This window comes from Pedomonas mirosovicensis (assembly GCF_022569295.1).
GTDB classification, from domain to species: domain Bacteria; phylum Pseudomonadota; class Alphaproteobacteria; order Sphingomonadales; family Sphingomonadaceae; genus Pedomonas; species Pedomonas mirosovicensis.
The window spans coordinates 670,468-688,317 of record NZ_JAKFIA010000001.1 but is presented as its reverse complement, the minus strand read 5'-3'; the positions used below and the strand labels follow the sequence as shown (position 1 = coordinate 688,317).

General features: G+C 69.6%; 13 protein-coding genes and 2 pseudogenes. 5 read left to right on the top strand and 10 right to left on the bottom strand.

All coding sequences use genetic code 11. The features are described 5' to 3' along the window. Positions 1-126 precede the first annotated feature (126 nt). The 6 genes and pseudogenes from L0C21_RS03195 to L0C21_RS03180 all read right to left on the bottom strand — a co-directional run bounded on the left by L0C21_RS03195 (position 127) and on the right by L0C21_RS03180 (position 3,329). A complete protein-coding gene (locus tag L0C21_RS03195; protein WP_259276989.1) occupies positions 127-273 on the bottom strand; it encodes an antitoxin PaaA2 family protein in 147 nt (48 codons plus the stop codon). A 204-nt stretch (positions 274-477) separates the two neighbouring features. Next, positions 478-1,101 carry a tRNA nucleotidyltransferase/poly(A) polymerase family protein gene (locus L0C21_RS17030; protein WP_310593389.1) on the bottom strand — a complete coding sequence of 208 codons (624 nt, stop codon included), beginning with the start codon at positions 1,099-1,101 and terminating at the stop codon, positions 478-480. Between the two features lie 27 nt (positions 1,102-1,128). Next, positions 1,129-1,197, bottom strand: a pseudogene (locus L0C21_RS17025) (hypothetical protein); the annotation flags it as partial. Between the two features lie 199 nt (positions 1,198-1,396). Continuing rightward, a pseudogene (locus L0C21_RS17020) lies at positions 1,397-1,792 on the bottom strand (CCA tRNA nucleotidyltransferase); the annotation flags it as partial. Between the two features lie 5 nt (positions 1,793-1,797). Further along, the gene (locus L0C21_RS03185; RefSeq protein ID WP_259276988.1) at positions 1,798-2,730 is read right to left on the bottom strand and encodes an NUDIX domain-containing protein; all 933 of its coding nucleotides are present in this window, start codon (positions 2,728-2,730) and stop codon (positions 1,798-1,800) included. Then, entirely contained in the window at positions 2,727-3,329 is a 603-nt protein-coding gene (locus L0C21_RS03180; RefSeq protein ID WP_259276987.1) for a DUF1285 domain-containing protein, read from the bottom strand. The genes L0C21_RS03185 and L0C21_RS03180 overlap by 4 nt, the downstream gene beginning before the upstream one ends. A gap of 83 nt (positions 3,330-3,412) precedes the next feature. Between L0C21_RS03180 and L0C21_RS03175 the strand changes: the two genes are divergently transcribed. The 4 genes from L0C21_RS03175 to L0C21_RS03160 are packed head-to-tail and all read left to right on the top strand — an operon-like array spanning position 3,413 to position 10,115. Further along, positions 3,413-4,414 (top strand): AAA family ATPase, encoded by a 1,002-nt coding sequence (locus L0C21_RS03175; protein WP_259276986.1) that lies wholly within the window; start codon positions 3,413-3,415, stop codon positions 4,412-4,414. 9 nt (positions 4,415-4,423) lie between these two features. Further along, on the top strand, positions 4,424-5,332 hold the full coding sequence (locus L0C21_RS03170; RefSeq protein WP_259276985.1) for a DUF58 domain-containing protein: 909 nt from the start codon (positions 4,424-4,426) through the stop codon (positions 5,330-5,332). Beyond that, positions 5,329-8,088, top strand: coding sequence for a DUF4159 domain-containing protein (locus tag L0C21_RS03165; RefSeq protein WP_259276984.1), 2,760 nt, complete (start codon positions 5,329-5,331; stop codon positions 8,086-8,088). Before L0C21_RS03170 ends, L0C21_RS03165 begins: the two co-directional genes overlap by 4 nt. Then, positions 8,085-10,115 (top strand): Ig-like domain-containing protein, encoded by a 2,031-nt coding sequence (locus L0C21_RS03160; RefSeq protein ID WP_259276983.1) that lies wholly within the window; start codon positions 8,085-8,087, stop codon positions 10,113-10,115. The genes L0C21_RS03165 and L0C21_RS03160 overlap by 4 nt, the downstream gene beginning before the upstream one ends. Before the next feature lie 234 nt (positions 10,116-10,349). Here the strand turns inward: L0C21_RS03160 and L0C21_RS03155 are convergent, their stop codons facing one another. After that, a complete protein-coding gene (locus tag L0C21_RS03155) occupies positions 10,350-10,883 on the bottom strand; it encodes a GNAT family N-acetyltransferase (protein WP_259276982.1) in 534 nt (177 codons plus the stop codon). Between the two features lie 329 nt (positions 10,884-11,212). Here L0C21_RS03155 and L0C21_RS03150 point away from each other — a divergent pair, with 329 nt between their 5' ends. After that, positions 11,213-11,845 carry a glutathione S-transferase family protein gene (locus L0C21_RS03150; protein ID WP_259276981.1) on the top strand — a complete coding sequence of 211 codons (633 nt, stop codon included), beginning with the start codon at positions 11,213-11,215 and terminating at the stop codon, positions 11,843-11,845. Between the two features lie 109 nt (positions 11,846-11,954). On the opposite strand, the gene trxA is transcribed toward L0C21_RS03150, so the two are convergent. The 3 genes from trxA to addB all read right to left on the bottom strand — a co-directional run bounded on the left by trxA (position 11,955) and on the right by addB (position 17,850). Continuing rightward, positions 11,955-12,278, bottom strand: coding sequence for a thioredoxin TrxA (gene trxA / locus L0C21_RS03145; RefSeq protein ID WP_259276980.1), 324 nt, complete (start codon positions 12,276-12,278; stop codon positions 11,955-11,957). 120 nt (positions 12,279-12,398) lie between these two features. After that, positions 12,399-15,854, bottom strand: a complete 3,456-nt coding sequence (addA, locus tag L0C21_RS03140; protein WP_259276979.1) for a double-strand break repair helicase AddA — start codon at positions 15,852-15,854, stop codon at positions 12,399-12,401. Next, positions 15,841-17,850 carry a double-strand break repair protein AddB gene (gene addB, locus L0C21_RS03135; protein ID WP_259276978.1) on the bottom strand — a complete coding sequence of 670 codons (2,010 nt, stop codon included), beginning with the start codon at positions 17,848-17,850 and terminating at the stop codon, positions 15,841-15,843. The genes addA and addB overlap by 14 nt, the downstream gene beginning before the upstream one ends.

The following is a 17,850-nucleotide window of genomic DNA, read 5'->3' as shown; positions in this document are numbered from 1 at the left end:
ACACGACTAAGAATGTAAGGGGGTCTCAGACCCCCTTACGATCCCCGATTCGTTGAAAGGGCCGCGCCCTGCATGACGCGCCCCGCGCGCTGGAAAAGGCGAGTGCGGTCTGGATGGTCGAAACTCTCAGGAGCGCGCCCGGCGCTTTCTGCCGATCAGCGCTTGCGCTTCATCCATAACCTGTTGGTGAGGAAGTGGAGGCCGCGTATCGGCCAGCGCTTCTCGCACCTTCGCGCGGAACCAGACCTCGTGGGCATCGGGTTTGGTCATCATCGAAATTCCTTCCGCAGCACGCACGAAGCGCGAAGCTTCCCCTTAAGCTCATTCAAATAAACGACTTTACGAACACAAGTGCCAACCGGTTGCCACCCGCGCGGCCCGATAACCGAATGGGAGCGCGAGGGGTAAGCCCCTCGCATCATCCTGCAAACTGATTGTAAACCGCTCTAAAAACCCGAAAACCAGAGGACCAGTCCCTCAGCCCAGCGCCTCGCCCTGCGGCGGGTGGTCGGCGAGGACGGCGCGAGCGAGGCCGAGCACGGTGTCGCGTTCCTGCGGGAAGCCGGCGTCGATCCAGCGTTCGCGGACAATGCCCATGGTGCGGGCGATATCCGGCCCCTTGGGGATGCCCAGTTCCATCAGGTCGTTGCCGGAGAGCGGCAGGCGCGGCGGGGCGTAGCTGCGGGCCAGCCCGGCCCAGTGGGCGGCTACGTGAATGAGGCTGTCGGCGCCTTGCGCGGCGGCCTCGGCCTCGGCGTTGGGCGTGGGCTCGGCCCCGATTTCGCCTACCTGCGCGGCCAGTTGCAGCACCATCCGGTCGATGAAGGTTTCGGCCCCCAGCCGGTAGATGGCGGCTTCGGCCTGCTGCCGGGTGGCGGGAATTTCGAACCGGCGCTCGGCCATGGCCACCAGCCGCTTGCGCTCAAGGTTGGAGAGGCGCAGGCGACGGCCGATGTCATCCAGCAGGTCGGCCGCCGGGGGCAGCAGCTGGGCAAGGCGGCGCAGGGCATCAGCATCACCGAGCGCGCGCTCCACCACCACGAGGCCGGCAAGGCCCGCCAGCCCTTCTGCCGTCAGCTCCGGCAGCACGGGCGTGAACACGCCGTGGCGCACCATGAGGTCGACCGTCGGCGCGGGATCGGTAGTGGCGAGCAAGCGCAGCACCTCCTCGCGGATGCGCTCGCGCGAGAGGGCCATGAGGTCGTTGGCGCGGGCAACACAGGCCTCGAAGCTCTCCGGGTCGGGCGCGCCCCGGCCGAAGCGGGCGTGGAAGCGGAAGAAGCGCAGGATTCTGCAAGTGATCCTCGGCGATGCGCTCCAGCGGCTGGCCAATGAAGCGCACCCGTCGCGCCTCGAGGTCCGCAAGGCCGCCGAAATAGTCGAAGATCTCGCCGGTCAGCGGGTTGGCATAGAGGGCGTTGATGGTGAAGTCGCGCCGGGCGGCGTCTTCCTTCCAGTCCTCGGTGAAGGCGACGGTCGCGCGCCTGCCGTCGGTCGAGACATCGCGGCGCAGGGTGGTGATCTCGAACGGCTGGTGATTGGAGACCGCCGTGATGGTGCCGTGCTCGATGCCGGTGGGGATGGCCTTGATGCCTGCCGATTCCAGACGGCGGATCACCTCTTGGGGCGCGAAGCGGGTGGCGAGGTCCACATCCTGCACCGGCAGGCCGAGCAGGGTGTCGCGCACCGCGCCGCCAACGATGCGCGCGGCGCCGGCTTCCGCCTCCAGCGCGAGCAGCACGCGCTGGAGACCCTGGCTGTCCTGCCAGGACTGGTGGGGCAGACGGATCATGGGCCTTACTCTTCCCCAGGTTTCTCGAAGCGGCCCTGGACGATCTTGCCGTTTTCCTCATGAGCCGGGATGTAGCGGTCGCCCGGCGCGCCGGATTCGGTGAGGCTGGCCGCCAGCCCGAAGCCGAGCAGCGTGGCGACGAGCAGCCCGGTCACCAGCGCGAACAGGCCGAGCTTGCGCGGGCCCGAAAGCCGCCCGCTCCAGCGCAGCCAGGCCCAGAACAGCAGGAACGGCAGGAAGAACAGGCAAAGGCGAATAACCCAGATCACGCAGTCGCTCCTTGCTCCGTTTTCTCGTGCGCCAGCAACACATCGGCCAGATTGACGATGATACCGGCGGTTGCACCCCAGATGTAACGCTCGCCATAGGGGATTGCATAGAAGAAACGGGGCACACCCTGATGGAGGAGCAGAATCGCGCACCCGCCGCTCGGGGTCGATGAGGAAGGCCAGCGGCACCTCGAAGGCGTCCGCCACCTCGACCGCGTGGAGGGCAAGCGTGAAGCCCGGCTGCACGATGCCGACGACCGGCGTGATGGCATAGCCGGTGCGGGTGCGGTAGCAATCCAGCGTGGCGATCACCTCCACCCGGTGCGGCTCCAGCCCCACTTCCTCGAAGGCCTCGCGCAGCGCCGCCTGAACGGGTGTTTCCTCCGGCCCGTCGAGCCGCCCGCCGGGAAAGGCGATCTGCCCGGCGTGGGCCCGCAGCGTCGTCACCCGCTGGGTGAGCAGCACGGTGGGCCCTTCCGGCCGGTCGATGATGGGAATGAGCACCGCCGCCGGTTTGAGGGCGCTTGCCGCCAGCGGGAAGACCACGCCGGGGTTGAGGTCATCGTCGCTGCGGTGGGAGACGCCGCAACCCTCGGCATGATGGCGCGTCAGGCGCTGGCGCACCGCCTCGATCGATAGGTTCAGGGGAACGGGGACGGGCGGCGTCACGATCCGCCTTCTCCGATCTCGCCCCCGCCAGTGTCTCCAAGCGGGAAGAACACGCCGTCGCTCCACAGGCCAAGCGTGCCCGTCTCGCCGCCTTCCTCCATGGCAAGGCTCACCAACTCGTAGAACACCGGGCGGTTGATGAGCGCCTCCAGCCCGCGCCGCACATGGATGTAGGGGCGCGGTTCGCCGGTTTTTCCGTCCACCTCAACCCGCAGGCGGTTGTTCGGCCCCGCAATGACGTAATCATCGGTGTTGAGCCGGAAGCCGAGGCGGCGCTGCCCGCCTTTGCCCTCGCTCACCAGTTCCACCGCCACAAAGGGAGCATCCTCAACCGTGATTTGCAGTTTTTCGACCGGCGTCACCAGATAGTACCGGCCGTCCTCATCGCGGCGGAGCACGGTGGAGAACAGTTTCACCAGCGCATGCCGGCCGATGGGCGAGCCCAGATACAACCAGCTGCCATCGCGTTTAATCACCATGTCGATGGCGCCGCAGTACGGCGGATTCCAGCGTTCGACAGGCGGCAGCCGCTTGTCCGCCAGAAGGCGGGCAATATCTGCAAGGGATTGACCCGGCTGCACGGTATCAAGGCCCGCCATGGATCGTCTCACGCTGCTTGGTTATGGCCAGTCGTTAACATCGCTCTTATATAAGAACTTGTCCTCTTGTTGGAACCGCGTGGATGCTCAATCAGTTCGCCCAGGGAACCCCGAACGCCGACGCGCAGGCGGAACGCCGGCTGGCCGAGCTGGCCAACCGGATGCTGGCCGCGCGGCAGGCTGTCGAGACCGTCATCATCGGCCAGCGCAGCGTCGTCGACCTGACGCTCATCACCCTGCTGGCGGGCGGCCACGCCCTTCTGGTGGGCGTGCCGGGCCTCGCCAAAACCCGGCTGGTGAAGACGCTGGGCACGGTGCTGGGGCTGGATACCCGGCGCGTGCAGTTCACGCCCGATCTGATGCCGACGGACATTCTGGGCTCGGAAGTGCTGGAGACGACGAGCGAGGGCAGCCGCGCCTTCCGCTTCGTCCACGGCCCGGTGTTCTGCCAGCTTTTGATGGCGGACGAGATCAACCGCGCCAGCCCGCGCACCCAGTCCGCGCTGCTTGAGGCCATGCAGGAAATGCAGGTGACGGTGGCGGGCCAGCGCTACACGCTGCCCCAGCCCTACCATGTGCTGGCCACCCAAAACCCCATCGAGCAGGAAGGCACCTACCCCCTGCCGGAAGCCCAGCTTGACCGCTTCCTGTTCGAGATCCGCATCGATTACCCCGGCCTCGACGACGAGCGGGCCATTCTGCTCGCCACCACCTCCGGCCTTGAGGAAGCGCCGCCGGTGCTGTTCTCGCCCGAGGAGCTGCTGGAGGCACAACAGCTCATCCGCCGCATCCCGGTGCCGGAACAGGTGGTGGAGAGCATCCTGCGCGTGGTGCGCGCCACCCGCCCCGGCCCCGAGCGGCCGGACATCGCCTGGGGCGCAGGCCCCCGCGCCGCACAGGCGCTGCTGGCGGGCGCAAAGGCGCGGGCCTTCCTGATGGGCCGCACCGTGCCGCTGCTGGAGGACGTGGAGGCGCTGCTGCACCCGGCGCTCGGCCACCGCATCGCGCTTACCTACGGCGGGCGGGCGCGGGGCCTGACGACGGCGGACGTCATCAACGGCGTCGTTCCGCTGCTGGACGCCTGACCGGCCCTCATGGCGGCAGACCAGCCTCGACAAGCACCCGGTATCAACACCCTCTGGCCCGAGGCCGAACGGGCGGCCAGCCTGCTCGGCCCGCTTTCACTGCTGCGCCCGGAGCTGGGCCGCCCCAGCTGGCAGCAGGGCCAGCACCCGCGCCGCCGCGCCGGGCAGGGCAGCGAGTTCTGGCAATACCGCCCGCTTGAGCCCGGAGAGGCGGTGGACCGGGTGGACTGGCGGCGCTCAGGCCGCAGCGACTCGCTTTATGTTCGCACCCACGAGCGGGAATTGCCCGCCCGCCTCGCCCTGTGGGCCGACCCCTCCCCCACCATGGACTATGCGAGCGCGCGCCGCGTGCCCACCAAGCGCGAGCGGGCGCTGGTGCTGGCGGCAGCCCTTGCGCTGAGCGCCGAGGCGGCGGGCGAGGCCTGCGCCGCGCTTTCCGCCGCGCGCCCGGCCCGCGCCCGCGCCGTCGCCGAACTGCTGGCGGCCGAGCCCGCGGGGCCCATGCACAGCGCGCCCACCGGCACCTTGGCTGCGCCGGGGGACACGGTGGTCATCCTCAGCGATTTCCTGGAGCCGGACCGGCTGCCTGCCCTTGCCGCGCTCGCGGCGCAGGGGGCGGGCGGCCTCGCGGTGCAAATCGCCGACCCGGCCGAGATCGACTTTCCCTTCGAAGGACGCGTCGAGCTGCGGGACGTTGCGCCGGATACCGAGCCGCGCCTCATCGACGCCAGCGAGGACACCCGCGCCCGCTACCGCGAGGCATGGAGCGCCCACGTGGCCGCCGTGGAGACCGCCGCCCGCGCTATCGGCTGGCAGAGCCTTCTCCTTCGCACCGACGCGCCGCTGCAGGACGGATTGGCAAGCATCGCGGCGCGCATTGGGGCCACACACATCGCGGGAGGTCCGCCCCGGCGATGATCTCCCTTGGTCCCCTATCCCTTGCTGCGCCTGCGGTGCTCGCCGGGCTTGCCGCCCTGCCGTTGCTGTGGTGGCTGATCCGTCGCCTGCCGCCGCCCACCCAGCGCGTGGTGTTTCCCGCCGTGCGCCTGCTGGGACCCGTGGTGGAGGAGCCGCCGCCGCAGGCCCGCCCGCCGTGGTGGCTGCTGGCGCTACGGCTAGGGGCGCTCACCGCCCTGCTGCTGGGCCTTGCCGGGCCGCGCTGGGACCCGACACCCAATGCCCCGAGCCCTGACCGGCTGCTGTTGGTGCTGGACAACGGCTGGCAGGCCGCCCCCGGCTGGCAGGAGATGATATCGGCGGCGCGCAATCGCATCGAGGCGCTGGAGGGAGAGGCCGCGCGCGTCGCGCTGGTGACGACCGCCGCCCCGGCCGGAGGCTGGCCGAACGGCGTGCCGCCTGCCCCCAACTGGGTGACGCCGCGCACCGCCCTTGCCCTGCTCGCCCAGCTTGCGCCCCAGCCCTGGCCCGCCGACCGGGAGGCGACGGCCCGCCAGCTGGCCCGCTTCGCCCCTGGCAGCGCCGATGAAACCCTGTGGATCACGACCGGCTGGGACACTGAAGGGGCCGGGCGGCTGGGCGCGGTGCTGGAAGCGCTGGGCCCGGCGCGGCTGGTCATCGTGCCCGCGCGGATGCTTGCCATCCGCCAGTTCGACGGCACGGCGGGCGGCTGGCGCGTGCAGCTGGTGCGCCCCGAAGGGTTGCCCGCCGAGACGGCGCGGCTGACCGCCGTCGACACGAGCGGCCGCCCGCGCGCCGAAACGCTCGTCACCTTCCCGGCGGGCGAAACCAGCGCCACCGTGCGCCTCAACGTGGCGGTGGGAGACTTGGCGCGCATCAGCCGCCTGACGGTGAGCGAGAGCCGCTCCGCCGCCACCACCGCGCTCATCGACGCCGCAACGCTTCACCCGCGCGTCGCCGTCCTCTCCGGCGAGCGGCGGGGTGAGCCGCGCCCGCTGCAATCGGCAGCCTTCTACGTGCGCCGGGCGCTGGAGCCCTATGCCGATGTGGATGCCGTGCCGCTGGAGGATATGCTGAGCCACGAGGCGAACCTGCGCGTCTTCCTCGACCTGCCGGTGACGGGGCAGGATCAGGCAGCGGCGATGATGCGCTGGGTGCGCGAGGGCGGCATCGCCATCACCTTTGCCGGGCCCCGCATCGCCCAGAACGGCACCGAACTTGCCCCCGGCCCGCTGCTCACCGGCACCCGTGCCGTCGGCACCCGCCTGTCGTGGGACAAGCCGCAAAAATTAGGCGGCTTCGCCACGGACGGCCCGCTAGCCGGCCTTTCCATCGACCCCGAAGTCACCATCACCCGGCAGGTGCTGGTGGCCGACCCCTCCGCCCCCGGCCTGATGCGCTGGGCCTGGCTGGAGGACGGCACGCCGCTGGTGACGGCCCGTGCTGTCGGCGCGGGCGCGTTGGTGATGGTGCACGCCAATGCGGACCCGCGCTGGACCAACCTGCCGCTCTCCGGCCTGTTCGAGCAGATGCTGCGCCGCTTCCTGCCGCTGGTGGGCCGCGCCAGCCAGCCTTCCGGTGCGCCGCAGGGCAGCTTCGCGCTGGAAACCGCGCTGGATGCCGAAGGCATGCTGGTAAACCCGCGCCAGCCCCGGCAGGTAAGCCCGCAAGACTGGGAGGCCGCCACCGCCAGCCCCCAAACCCCGCCCGGCCTCTACCGCGCCGGGGGCGTCAGCCGCGTGCTCAACCTGATGCGGGGCAACGGCCCCATCAGTCCCCTGTTCCGCTTCGAGCCGCTGGCGGATGCCGCGGGCCTGCCGGTTTCCACCGGCACGGGCGCACGCGCGCCCGTTGACCTCGCCACGCCCCTGCTCATCCTTGGGCTGCTGCTGGCGGTTATCGACGGCTTCCTCAGCCTCGGCAAGGCGCTGCCGTTCCGCTGGCCGGGCAAGCGGACGACCGCAACCGCCGCCATCGCCGCGCTGGCGCTGCTGGCAGGCGTACTCGCCATACCGCAAACCGGCCATGCCCAGATTCTGCCGCCGCTGGTGCCGCGCCAGGCTCCCGCCGATGAAATCCCGGCGGCAGCGGTGGACCCGGTGCAGCTCGGCTACGTGACGACCGGCAACCCGGCCGCCGACAGCCTCGCCCGCACCGGGCTCGATGTTCTGACCAGGGTGCTCGGCACCCGCACCGCCGTGCGCGCGGGGGCCCCGGTTGCCGTCAATCTGGAGAAGGACGAGCTGGGCCCGCTCGCCCTCATCTACTGGCCGGTGACGGGTGGGGGCGCGGGCGCGCGCCCGCTCTCGCCCGAGGCGGCGGCGCGGCTCAGCGCCTACCTGTCGAGCGGCGGCCTGCTGGTGGTCGATCTCGGCGCAAACCCGCCCCCGCCTGGGATCGTGCGGCAGGTGCTCCAGCCGCTCGGCCTGCCGCGGCTCGAACCGCTCACCTCCGACCACGTGCTCGCCCGCAGCTTCTACCTGCTCGACCGCTACCCCGGCCGGGTGCAGGGGCAAACCGTATGGGTGGAAGCGGGCACCGAAGGCGGCAGTGACGGCGCGGTGGCCGCCGTCGTCATGGGCAGCGCGGACTGGGCCGGCGCCTGGGCCAGCCATCAGGACATCAACGCCCGCCAGCGCGAGTGGGCGCTGCGCTTCGGCGTGAACCTCGTCATGTATGCGCTCACCGGCACCTACAAGGCGGACCAGGTGCACGTGAAGGCCATTCTCGACCGCCTGCCGGAGCGCCACAGATGACCGCGCTGGCGCTCGATTCCCTCATTCCTGCATGGGCGCTGTGGCTGCTGGTCGTCCTGCTGGCGCTGCCCGGCCTCGTTGCCCTGTGGCGGCGGCGCTGGCTGACAGGCGCGGCGCGCCTTCTTGTCGCCGTCATCGCCTTTGCCATTCTCGCCCGCCCCATTACCCGTATCGAGGAGCGCCGCGCCGAGCCCGACATCGCGGTGGCGGTGGTGGACACTTCCGACAGCATGAACATCGGCAACCGCCGGGCCGAGGCCGCCGCCGCGCTCAAGGCCCTGCGCGAGGCCAGCGGCCCCGACCTGCGCTGGCGGGTGGTGGAAACCGAAGGGCGGCCCCTCGCCAATGGCGGCACCGGGCTGATGGACGAGATCGGCCGCGCCATCGGCCAGACCTCGGCCGACCGGCTGGCGGGCGCGGTCGTTATCAGCGACGGCATTGTGGGCAAGGAACAGCCGCCCGTGCTGCCCGAGGGCAAGCCGGTGCACGTGCTGCTGGCGGGGGACCGCAACATGGTCGACCGCCGCATGGTGGTGGAAGCCAGCCCGCCCTACGCGGTCGTCGGGCAGATCGCCCACGTCACCGTGCGGGTGGAAGGCGGCCCGGCGGGCCTGCCGGTCAACTGGAGCATCGACGGCCAGCCCCAGCAGCCGGTGGCGACGGATGCCAAGGGTCGCGCCCGCCTCGCCATCAAGATGGCCCGGCGCGGGCCTGCCATCGTCACCGCCAGCGTGCCCCCCGCCCCCGGCGAGCAGGTGATCGCCAACAACGCCGCGCTCGTGCGCCTCAACGGCGTGCGCGACCGGCTGGCGGTGCTCCTGGTCTCCGGCGCGCCGAGCCTTTCCACCCGCATGTGGCGGGATATCCTGACGCTGGATGCGGCGCTGGACACGGTGCACTTCACCATCCTGCGCCTGCCCTCCTCCTTCGACCCGACGCCGACGGAAGAACTCTCGCTCATCCCCTTCCCGGTCGAGCAGCTGTTCGAGCAGCGCCTGCGCCGGTTCGACCTCATCGTGCTCGACCGCTTCGACCAGCTGGACCTGCTCTCGCCCGCCTATTTCGACGCCATCAGCGACTATGTGATGGGCGGCGGGGCGCTGCTCGTCGTCACCGGGCCGGAGCATCAGGCCCCCTTCGGCCTCAGCAGCACCTCCGTCGGGCGGATGCTGCCCGCCCGGCCCACCGGCTTCTGGGAGACGACGCCCTACCGCGCCGCCGTCACAAGCGAGGGCAAGCGCCACCCCATCACCGCGACGCTGGAGGAGGAATGGGGCCTTGGCCGCCCGTGGGGCCGCTGGCGCACCCGCCTGCCTGCAACCGCCACACGCGGGCACACCCTGCTCTCTGGCCCCGGCAATGCGCCGCTCCTTGTGATCGACCGGCAGGGGCGCGGGCGGGTCGGCGTGCTGCTGGCGCTGGACGTGTGGCGTTGGGGCCGGGGAGTTGATGGCGGCGGCCCGCGCGATGCGCTCCTCACCCGCCTCGTCCACTGGCTGATGCAGGAGCCGGACCTGGAGGAGGAACAGCTCTCCGCCCGCGGCGTCGGTGGCGACCGGCTGGAGGTGACGGTGCGCTCCATGGCCGAGCCCGAACCCGTCACCATCACCCCGCCGCAAGGCGCGCCGCAGCGCCTCGACCCCAAGGTGGATGCCCAAGGCCTCGCCCACCTCACCGTGCCCGCCCCCGTGCCCGGCCTCTACCGCATCGAGAGCGGCAAGCGGCGCACCTTCGCCCTCGTCGGCGCAGGGCCGGAGCGGCAGGAAGTGCGCCCCCGCCCCGAACCCCTCGCCAGCCTCGCAAAGGCAACCGGCGGCGGCGTCTTCTGGCTGGCGGACGGCACGCCCTCCCTCCGCCGCCTTGAGGCCGGTCGCCCGCAGGCGGGCGGCAGCTGGCTCGGCCTCATCCGCAACGGCGGCGGCGCGCTGCTGGGCGTGCGCGAGGAACCCCTGATTCCCCCGCTGGTGCTGTGGAGCCTGCTCGCCGTCGCCCTCGGCGTGGCATGGGTCGCGGAACGGCGACGGTAATTCTCTTTGAGAGATTTTTTATTTCTTGCAGGAGACCTGGGTCCCCTGCGACCCCATTCGTTTTCAGGGACGCACCCGGTCATGCTGGCGCACCCGCTGGAGGAAGGACACGGCCCGATAATTCTTTTTATTGGGATGTGTGCCAGGTGGGCGCTGGAAACGCGGCCCGAAAAACGAATGGGGGTCGCAGGGGGTTATAGACCCCCTGCAAAGCTCACTTCCTGAGCACACGCCTTATTCCGCTGCCGCGCGCAGCGGGGCTTGTACGTCCGCCTCAACCGGCAGAGTGAGCGAGGGGTCGCTCGCCCGTACCATCAGCCGCCGTTGTTCAACCGGGCCGGGCATGCCCCAGTTGGCGGTGGCGGTGTTGGAGAAGCCGAAGCGGCTGTAATATTCCGGGTCGCCCACCAGCAGCACGAGGGTGTGGCCGAGCGCTTGCGCCTCCACCAGCCCGAGGCGGATGAGGTCACCGCCGAGGCCCTTGCCCCGGCAGTCTTCCGCCACGGCGATGGGGCCCAGCAGCAGGGCGGGGAGCCGCGCGCCGGTGCTCCGGCAGGCGATCTCGATGGGCCAGAACTCGATGGTGGCGCACAGGTGGCCGTTGCATTCGCCATCCTCGCGGCGCGCGACGAAGCAGAGGGCATCGATTGGCGCCGAGCCCTCGCGCAGCCGGTAGGCGGTACGAAGGTGCCGGTCCGGGCCGAAGGCGGTGTCCAGCAGCTGTTCGATCTCCGGCCGGTCTTCGGCCGTCGTCTGGCGAATGTGCATTGAGGGTTGTGATCTTTCTGGCAGGCAAAAAACAGGGCATGGCAGACCGCAGCCGCAGCGGGCTGCGGAGAGGAGACGACTTACTGTCGTCGGAGGAGCGCCAGACGCGGGCCAGCCAGGTGGATCATCAACGTTTATCCCAAAGGGGCATGAATTTTGGCGGCGCTTATCACGAACCCCTGCCGCACGCCAGAGCATTTTCCACCGGCGCCCTCCGTTATGAAAAGCCACCCAAAAGGAATAATGGTCGATACCTGCATATACACGCTTTATTCCTCCGCGCAGCCGGGTTAGGCTCACCATCACCAGACATGGGGAAAGGAAAGCCAATGAAGCTTTACGAGCTGGAGAAAGCGCCCAATGCGCGGCGCGTGCGTTGGTTTCTGGCAGAGAAGGGAATGACGGTCGAGACGCAGCAGATCGACCTGGCAAGCGGCGAGAACCTGAAGCCGGAGTATCTTGCCATCAACCCGCGCGGCCTCATTCCAACGCTGGTGCTGGATGACGGCACGGTGATCGACGAATCGGTCTCCATCTGCCGCTACTTCGAGGAACTTCATCCCGAGCCGAACCTGCTGGGGCAGGATGCGAAGGAGAAGGCGCTGATCGACTGCTGGCAGCGCCGCGTGGAGTTCGACGGCCTCGCCTCCGTGGCGCTGGCCTTCCGCAACAGCACGCCGGTGTTTGCCAACCGGTCCGTGGCGGGTTGCCCGGAGCCGACCGAGCAGCTGGCTCCGCTGGTGGAACGCGGCCTGATGCTCACCCACCGCTTCTTCGATATGCTCGACAAGCGCCTCGGCGAATCGGACTACGTAGCGGGTGACCGCTTCACCATCGCCGACATCACCGCCTTCGTGACACTTACCTTCGCCCGCTGGATCAAGGAAACGCCGGGCGAACAGCACGCCCATATCCATCGCTGGTTCGAGACAGTCTCGGCGCGTCCGGCCTCGCGGGCGTGAGAATACCGCAACGCTTTTTGCAGGAGGGACTTCCCCCTCCTGCGCCTCGCATCCACAAACAAAAAGGGCGGCCTTTCAGCCGCCCCTCTTGGTCTGGTCGGTTGCCCGCTCAGGCGAGGTTGCCTTCCAGCCACTCCTTGAGAGCGGTCTTGGGCGCCGCACCCACCTTGGTGGCATAGGGCTTGCCGTCGCGGAACAGAATCAGGGTCGGGATACCGCGAATACCGAAGCGGGTCGGCACTTCCGGGTTCGCGTCCGTATCGATCTTGGCGACGGTAACCTGCCCTGCCATTTCGTCCGCCAACTCCTCAAGGATCGGCGCGACCTGACGGCACGGGCCGCACCACGTCGCCCAGAAGTCCACCAGCACGGGCTTCGAGGACTTCAGAACATCATTCTCGAACGAATCGTCGGTAACATGGATCGACGGCATGGAAACTCTCCTGGGCAAGCCGGACACAAAACCTGTTCATTTCAGTCGGTTCATGATGCAACGTAGGTATCGGCCAGATACCGGTCAAGCGATGTGCTGCGCGGACGCAGCGTTCTCTGCTTACGAACCAATGGCCCCAAACGCCTGTTCCATCAAAGCCCCCGGAAGCGGCATCAAGGTGGGACCGGCCGTCCACAGCAACGCGGCCTCGATGGTCTTGCCCTCGAACATGCGGGTGAGCGCGGCCCGATAAGCCCCCATCTGCTGGAGATAGGCGAGCGGCGTCTCCTCCGCAGTGGCGGGCACCTGCGCGCCGGTCTTGATATCAACGACCAGCACCACTCCGTCCTTCACGATCAGCCGGTCCACCTGGCCGGAGAACACCCGGCCCTCGATCACCGCCGAGAGCGGAATTTCCGCCAGCGCATCGGGGCCGAACAGGGCGTTGATGTCGGGGTCGCGCAGGGTGCGGAGCACGGTGCCGATGATCTCCTCTCGCGCTTCCCACGTAAGGTCGGCCGCGCAGCGCTCCAGCCAGCGGCGGGCGACCTCTTCCCGCGCGTCCTCGGGCGTTACGGGCAGCCGCTCCAGCAGCCGGTGGATGAGCGTGCCGCGCCGGGCGGCGGGCGTGCCCGCTTCCAGCGGCGAGCCGGCGGGCGGCTCGGGCACCGTTGCCACCTGGCTGGGAGCGAGCGGGCGCGGCGGGCGCGGCTCGGCCCCGGCGGGTGAGCGGGCCCAGGCGGGCAGTTCCAGCGCGGGAGCCACATCCCCCTCGCCCGGCCGATCGAGGTGGACGTTCGGCCCTTCCAGCCGGAACGCGCGCACCTCGCCATAGTCGCGCCACAGGGGATCATCCTGTGGTTGCGCGCCAAGCTCGTCAAGCGCCGAGGCCACGGTTTCGTACCACGGCGTCAGCGTGCGGGTAATCTGCCGGCGCGGCTTCCACCCGGCCACATACAGCCGGTCCTCCGCGCGGGTGAGGGCCACGTAGAGGAGGCGGGCGTGTTCCTGCGCCTGTTTCTCGCGGATGGCCTCGATGGACTGGCTGACCGGCCCGACGGCGTAACTCTTGCCGCCGTACCAGATGGGAACCGTCCCCTCCTGCGCCGAAATGGGCACCATGGGGTTCTTCTCGTCCGGCAGCGCATAGGCGTCCGCCAGAATGACGATCGGCGCTTGCAAGCCCTTCGCGCCGTGCACGGTCATCACCCGCACCTCGTCGCGGGCGGCCTCGGGATCGCGCTTCACCTCGATATCGCCGCGCTCCAGCCAGTCGAGGAAGCCTTGCAGCGAGGGCGGGAAGTCCCGCTCGTAGGCCAGCGCCGCTTCCATCAGCATGTCGAGCGGGTCACGCGCCTGTGGGCCGAAGCGCCCCAAAGCCCGGTTGCGCCCGCCGAGGTCGGAGAGCACGATTTCCAGAAACTCGTAAGGCGGGGCCCAGTCCGCAATCGCCAGCACGTCGTGCAGACGGTCGTAGGCCTTGGCGGACTTGGTCTCGCCGGTCTCGGCCCAGCGCTTCAGTTCGGTCCACAACGAGGCCTCGCCGCGCCCGTGGGCCAGATCGAACAGTTGGCTCTCGTCCCAGCCGATGAAGGGGGACTTGAGCACCTCGGCCAGCGTCAGGTCATCGTCCGGCAGCAGGGCGAAGCGGATGAGGGAGAGGATGTCCCGCACCACAAGGGGCACGGCCAGCATCATGCGGTCAACGCCCGCCACCGGCACGCGCAGGTGGGCCAGTTCCGCCACAAGGGCGCGCACGAACTCGCTGCGTTTCCGCACCAGCACGAGAATATCGCCGGGGCGCACCGGGCGGCGGCGCGCTTCCAGCTCCTCGCCGCTGCGAATCCAGTCCGCGATCTGATGGGCGATTTTCTCGGCCAGCTTGCGCTCGGCGGGCGGCTGCCAGCCCATTTCGGCGGCAGCGCCGTTGGAGCCGTTGCCGTTCTCGCCCTCTTCTTCCTCCGCCTCCGTCGGCTCGATGGCGGGCCAGAGGGCGACCATGCCGGTCTGCCCGGCGCGAGAGGCGACATGCGGGTGCGCCTCGCGAATGCCCAGCGCCTGTGGGCCCAGCTGGTTGATGGCGGCATCCACGAGCTTGAGCACGGCCTCGACCGAGCGGAAGGAGCGATCGAGCGGCACGCGCCGCAGCTCCGCCCCCACCGCTTCGGCCTCCTGCGCGTAGCGCTGCTCCGCCTCGATGAAGGTGGCGGGGTCCGACCCCTGGAAGCCGAAGATCGCCTGCTTGAGATCACCCACGGCAAAGACCGTGCGGCCCGGCTCGTGCGTGCCGAGCCCGGCGAAGAACTCTTCGGTCAGCGCGCGCACGATCGCCCACTGGTCCGCGTTGGTGTCCTGCGCCTCGTCGACCAGCACGTGGTCGATGGACATGTCCAGCTTGTAGCGCACCCACTGGGCCGCGCCCTCGGCGGTGAGCAGCCGGGCGGCGCGGGCGATGAGGTCATCGAAGCCGAGCGCGCCGACTCTCGCCTTGTAGGCATCCATCGCCGCGGCCAGCGTGAAGCCGAAGCGCAGGTAGCAGGCGGCCGTATCCACCGCGCGGAAGCGGGCGACCGTATCTTGCAGCTCCGCCACGCGGTTCAGGGCCTGCTCGGCCACCTCCGTGATGGCGGGATCGAAGGTAATCGCGCCCTTGGTGGCCAGCTTGGCGAAGGGCTTGCCGGTGGACTCGCTGAAGAACAGGCCCCGGAAAGCATCGAACCCGATGGCGCGATCATACGCCTCCTGCGCCAGCCAGAGTTGCAGGCGGGCCGCCTTGTCCTGATCGCCCGCCGCGCCATGCTTCCAGCTTTCGGCAAGGCGCGGCAATTCTAGCGCTGCAATCTCGTCGTCGGTCAGCCGGCTCGCCAGCCAGTCGGTCGGCGTGCCCTCGCGCGGCAGCTTGAACAGCGCCCGCAGGCGCGGCTCAATGCCCCGCATGCCGCCCTGCCCCGCAAAGGCGAGGATGCGCGGCCCCTGCCGGATGAGTTCGCCGACGATGGACATGAACTTCTGGTCGCCCGCCGCGACGGAAATGCAGGCCACATCTTCCAGCAGGCGATGGTCCCCCTGCCGCGCGGCGCGGGAAAGCTCGGCGGTCATCACGGTGCGGACAGCCTCCGCCGCCGTGCGATCATCGAGCGTCGAGAAGCCCGGCGCGATGCCCGCCTCCAAGGGAAAGTTGGCAAGCAAAGACTGGGCGAAGGCGTGCAAGGTCTGGATTTTCAGCCCGCCTTCCGCATCAAGGCAGCGGGCGAACAGCGTACGGGCACGCGCCAGACGCTGGGGGGACGGAATCTCGCCCAGGCCTTCAAATTCTGCACGGAGCTGGTCGTCGCTCGCCCGCGCCCAGTCGCCCAGCACCTTGAACACGCGGGTCGCCATTTCGGCGGCCGCCGCCTTGGTGAAGGTGATGCAGAGGATGGATTCCGGTTTTACGTCCTGCAGCAGCAGGCGCAACACGCGGGCGGTCAGCACCTGCGTCTTGCCGGACCCGGCCGAGGCCGACACCCACACCGGAGCCGTAGGGTCCGCCGCCGAGGCCTGTTCGGGCGTGAGGCGGAAGCTAGCCCTGGCCATGGTCGTCTCCCGCCGCGATGCTGCGGCCGATATTGCCGGTGTCGTGGCCGTTGCTGCGGCCGAGCCATTCGTCGACGCGGGCGAGCACGTCGTAATCTTGGCCCTTTGCATACTCCGGGTGCAGCTTGGCGACGAACGGTGCCGTGCCGTCCAGATACTCCGCCACCGCTTCTCGCAAGCGCACGACGGAGAGCGCCACCCAGTCCTCAACCGAAATCCACGGCTTGCGGCCGTACATCAGCGCGTCCACGTCCTTGCCCTCTGTCGCGCCGCCGCTCAGCTTCCAGTAGCGCAGGTCGGCGGCCTTAGCCGCGCCCAGCTCCTTGAAGCCGCCGTGCTCGGCGATCAGCGCGAGCAGCGGCAGCTGGGGCGCGTAGCCCGCCTCGCGCTGGGCATGGGAGGGCGGCTCGCCGGTCTTGTAGTCGATGATGGCGAGCAGGCCGTCCTGATTGCGCTCGACGCGGTCCGCCTTGCCTTTCAGCATGACGCCCGCCACCTCGACCTCGCCGCTGGCCTCGATGCCGGCTTGCGTCCAGTTGTTCGCCATGCGCTCGTGCACCCGCTCCGCCACCCAGCGGGAGATGCGCTCCAGCCTTGGCCGCCACAGGTTGGCGATGAGGGGCTGGCGGAAGATATCCGCCAAGACGGCTTCCATTTCCGCCTGCAGATGCTCGGCGGCGAATATCTGCTTGTGCGCCCAGTTTTCGAGCGCCTTGTGGAGGAGGGTGCCGCGCTCGGCCGCGTCCGGGTCCGCCTCCAGCGGGTCGAGCGGGCGCAGGCGCAAAATCTTGCGAGCGTAGAACACGTAAGGGTCGGTGAGCAGCGTCTCCACTTCCGTCACCGAGAGCTTGCGCGGGCGGGCTTCCAGCGGCGGGGCGGGACGCGGCCGTTCGGCGGGCACCACGGCGGGCGGGTGATCGAGCCCGCGCGCGTACGCCAGCAGTTCCTTGTCGTGCGGCAGGCCGCCGACGGTCGCCTCCAGCCGCAGCCAGAAGCGGGAGGGGACGGTGGGGGCCGAGCCGTCCTTGCGGGCGCGGGTGAGCAGCACGTGCGGGCTGCCGAGCAACTGAGCAAAGTCGTGCGCGCTCTGGCCGACGCGGCGTTCGGCGGTCCAAAGCCCCAGCTGGCGGCGGATGGCGGGGCTCAGCCATGGGTCGGGCGCAGGCAGGCCGGGCCACACGCCCTCGTTGAGACCGGCGAGGATCATCAGGTCCATGCGCTGGAGCCGCGCTTCCATCAGACCCCAGATCGCAAGGCGCGGGTGGGTGCGGTAATGCGGGCGCACCACCACATCGTCCATCCACGCGGTAAACAGCGCCGGGTAGTCCTCCGGCGCGAAGCGGCCGAGCTTTTCGCCGCAGCGCTTGAGGTCGCCGAGGCGGCTCGACAGCTCCCGCCCCGCATCGCCCAGCCACAGGTCGCCGTTGCCCACCAGCCGCTGCGAGGCTTCGATGTGAGCGTCGAGCATGGCCTCGCCGTCCACCTGATCGGCATGCATCAGGTCGGAAAACGGCTGGAGGATTTCGGCAATGCCCTTCCACCAGCGCGCCAGATCGCGGCCGATCTTGGCCAAGTCCTTGCCTTCGTTCTGCAAACTGTCGATGGCGCGGGCAATGCCCTCAATCCCCGGCGCGGCCCGCAGGCGGCGCAGCACGTGGCGGTCGAGATCGCGCACGGAGTGCAGGTGGGCCGCGCGGTTGGCGTGGGAGCAGGCGAGCGGGTGCTTGAGCAGCGCCAAGAGCGAAACGGCGGAGAACTCCCGCAAGCAGGCGGTCGCCAGCAGCCGCATGAACACGGCGGGCGGGGTGACACCCAGCGGGCGACCGGCGGAATCGTCCACCTCCACCCCATAGCGGCGCATGAGGGCGGCGACGCGCCGGGCAAGGTTGCGGTCCGGTGTTACGAGGGCAGCGGTGCGGCCCGGCTCCTCCAGCACCTGCCGGAGGGCGAGCGCGATCACCTGCGCTTCCTCGGCCGGGTTCCCGGCCTCGATCAC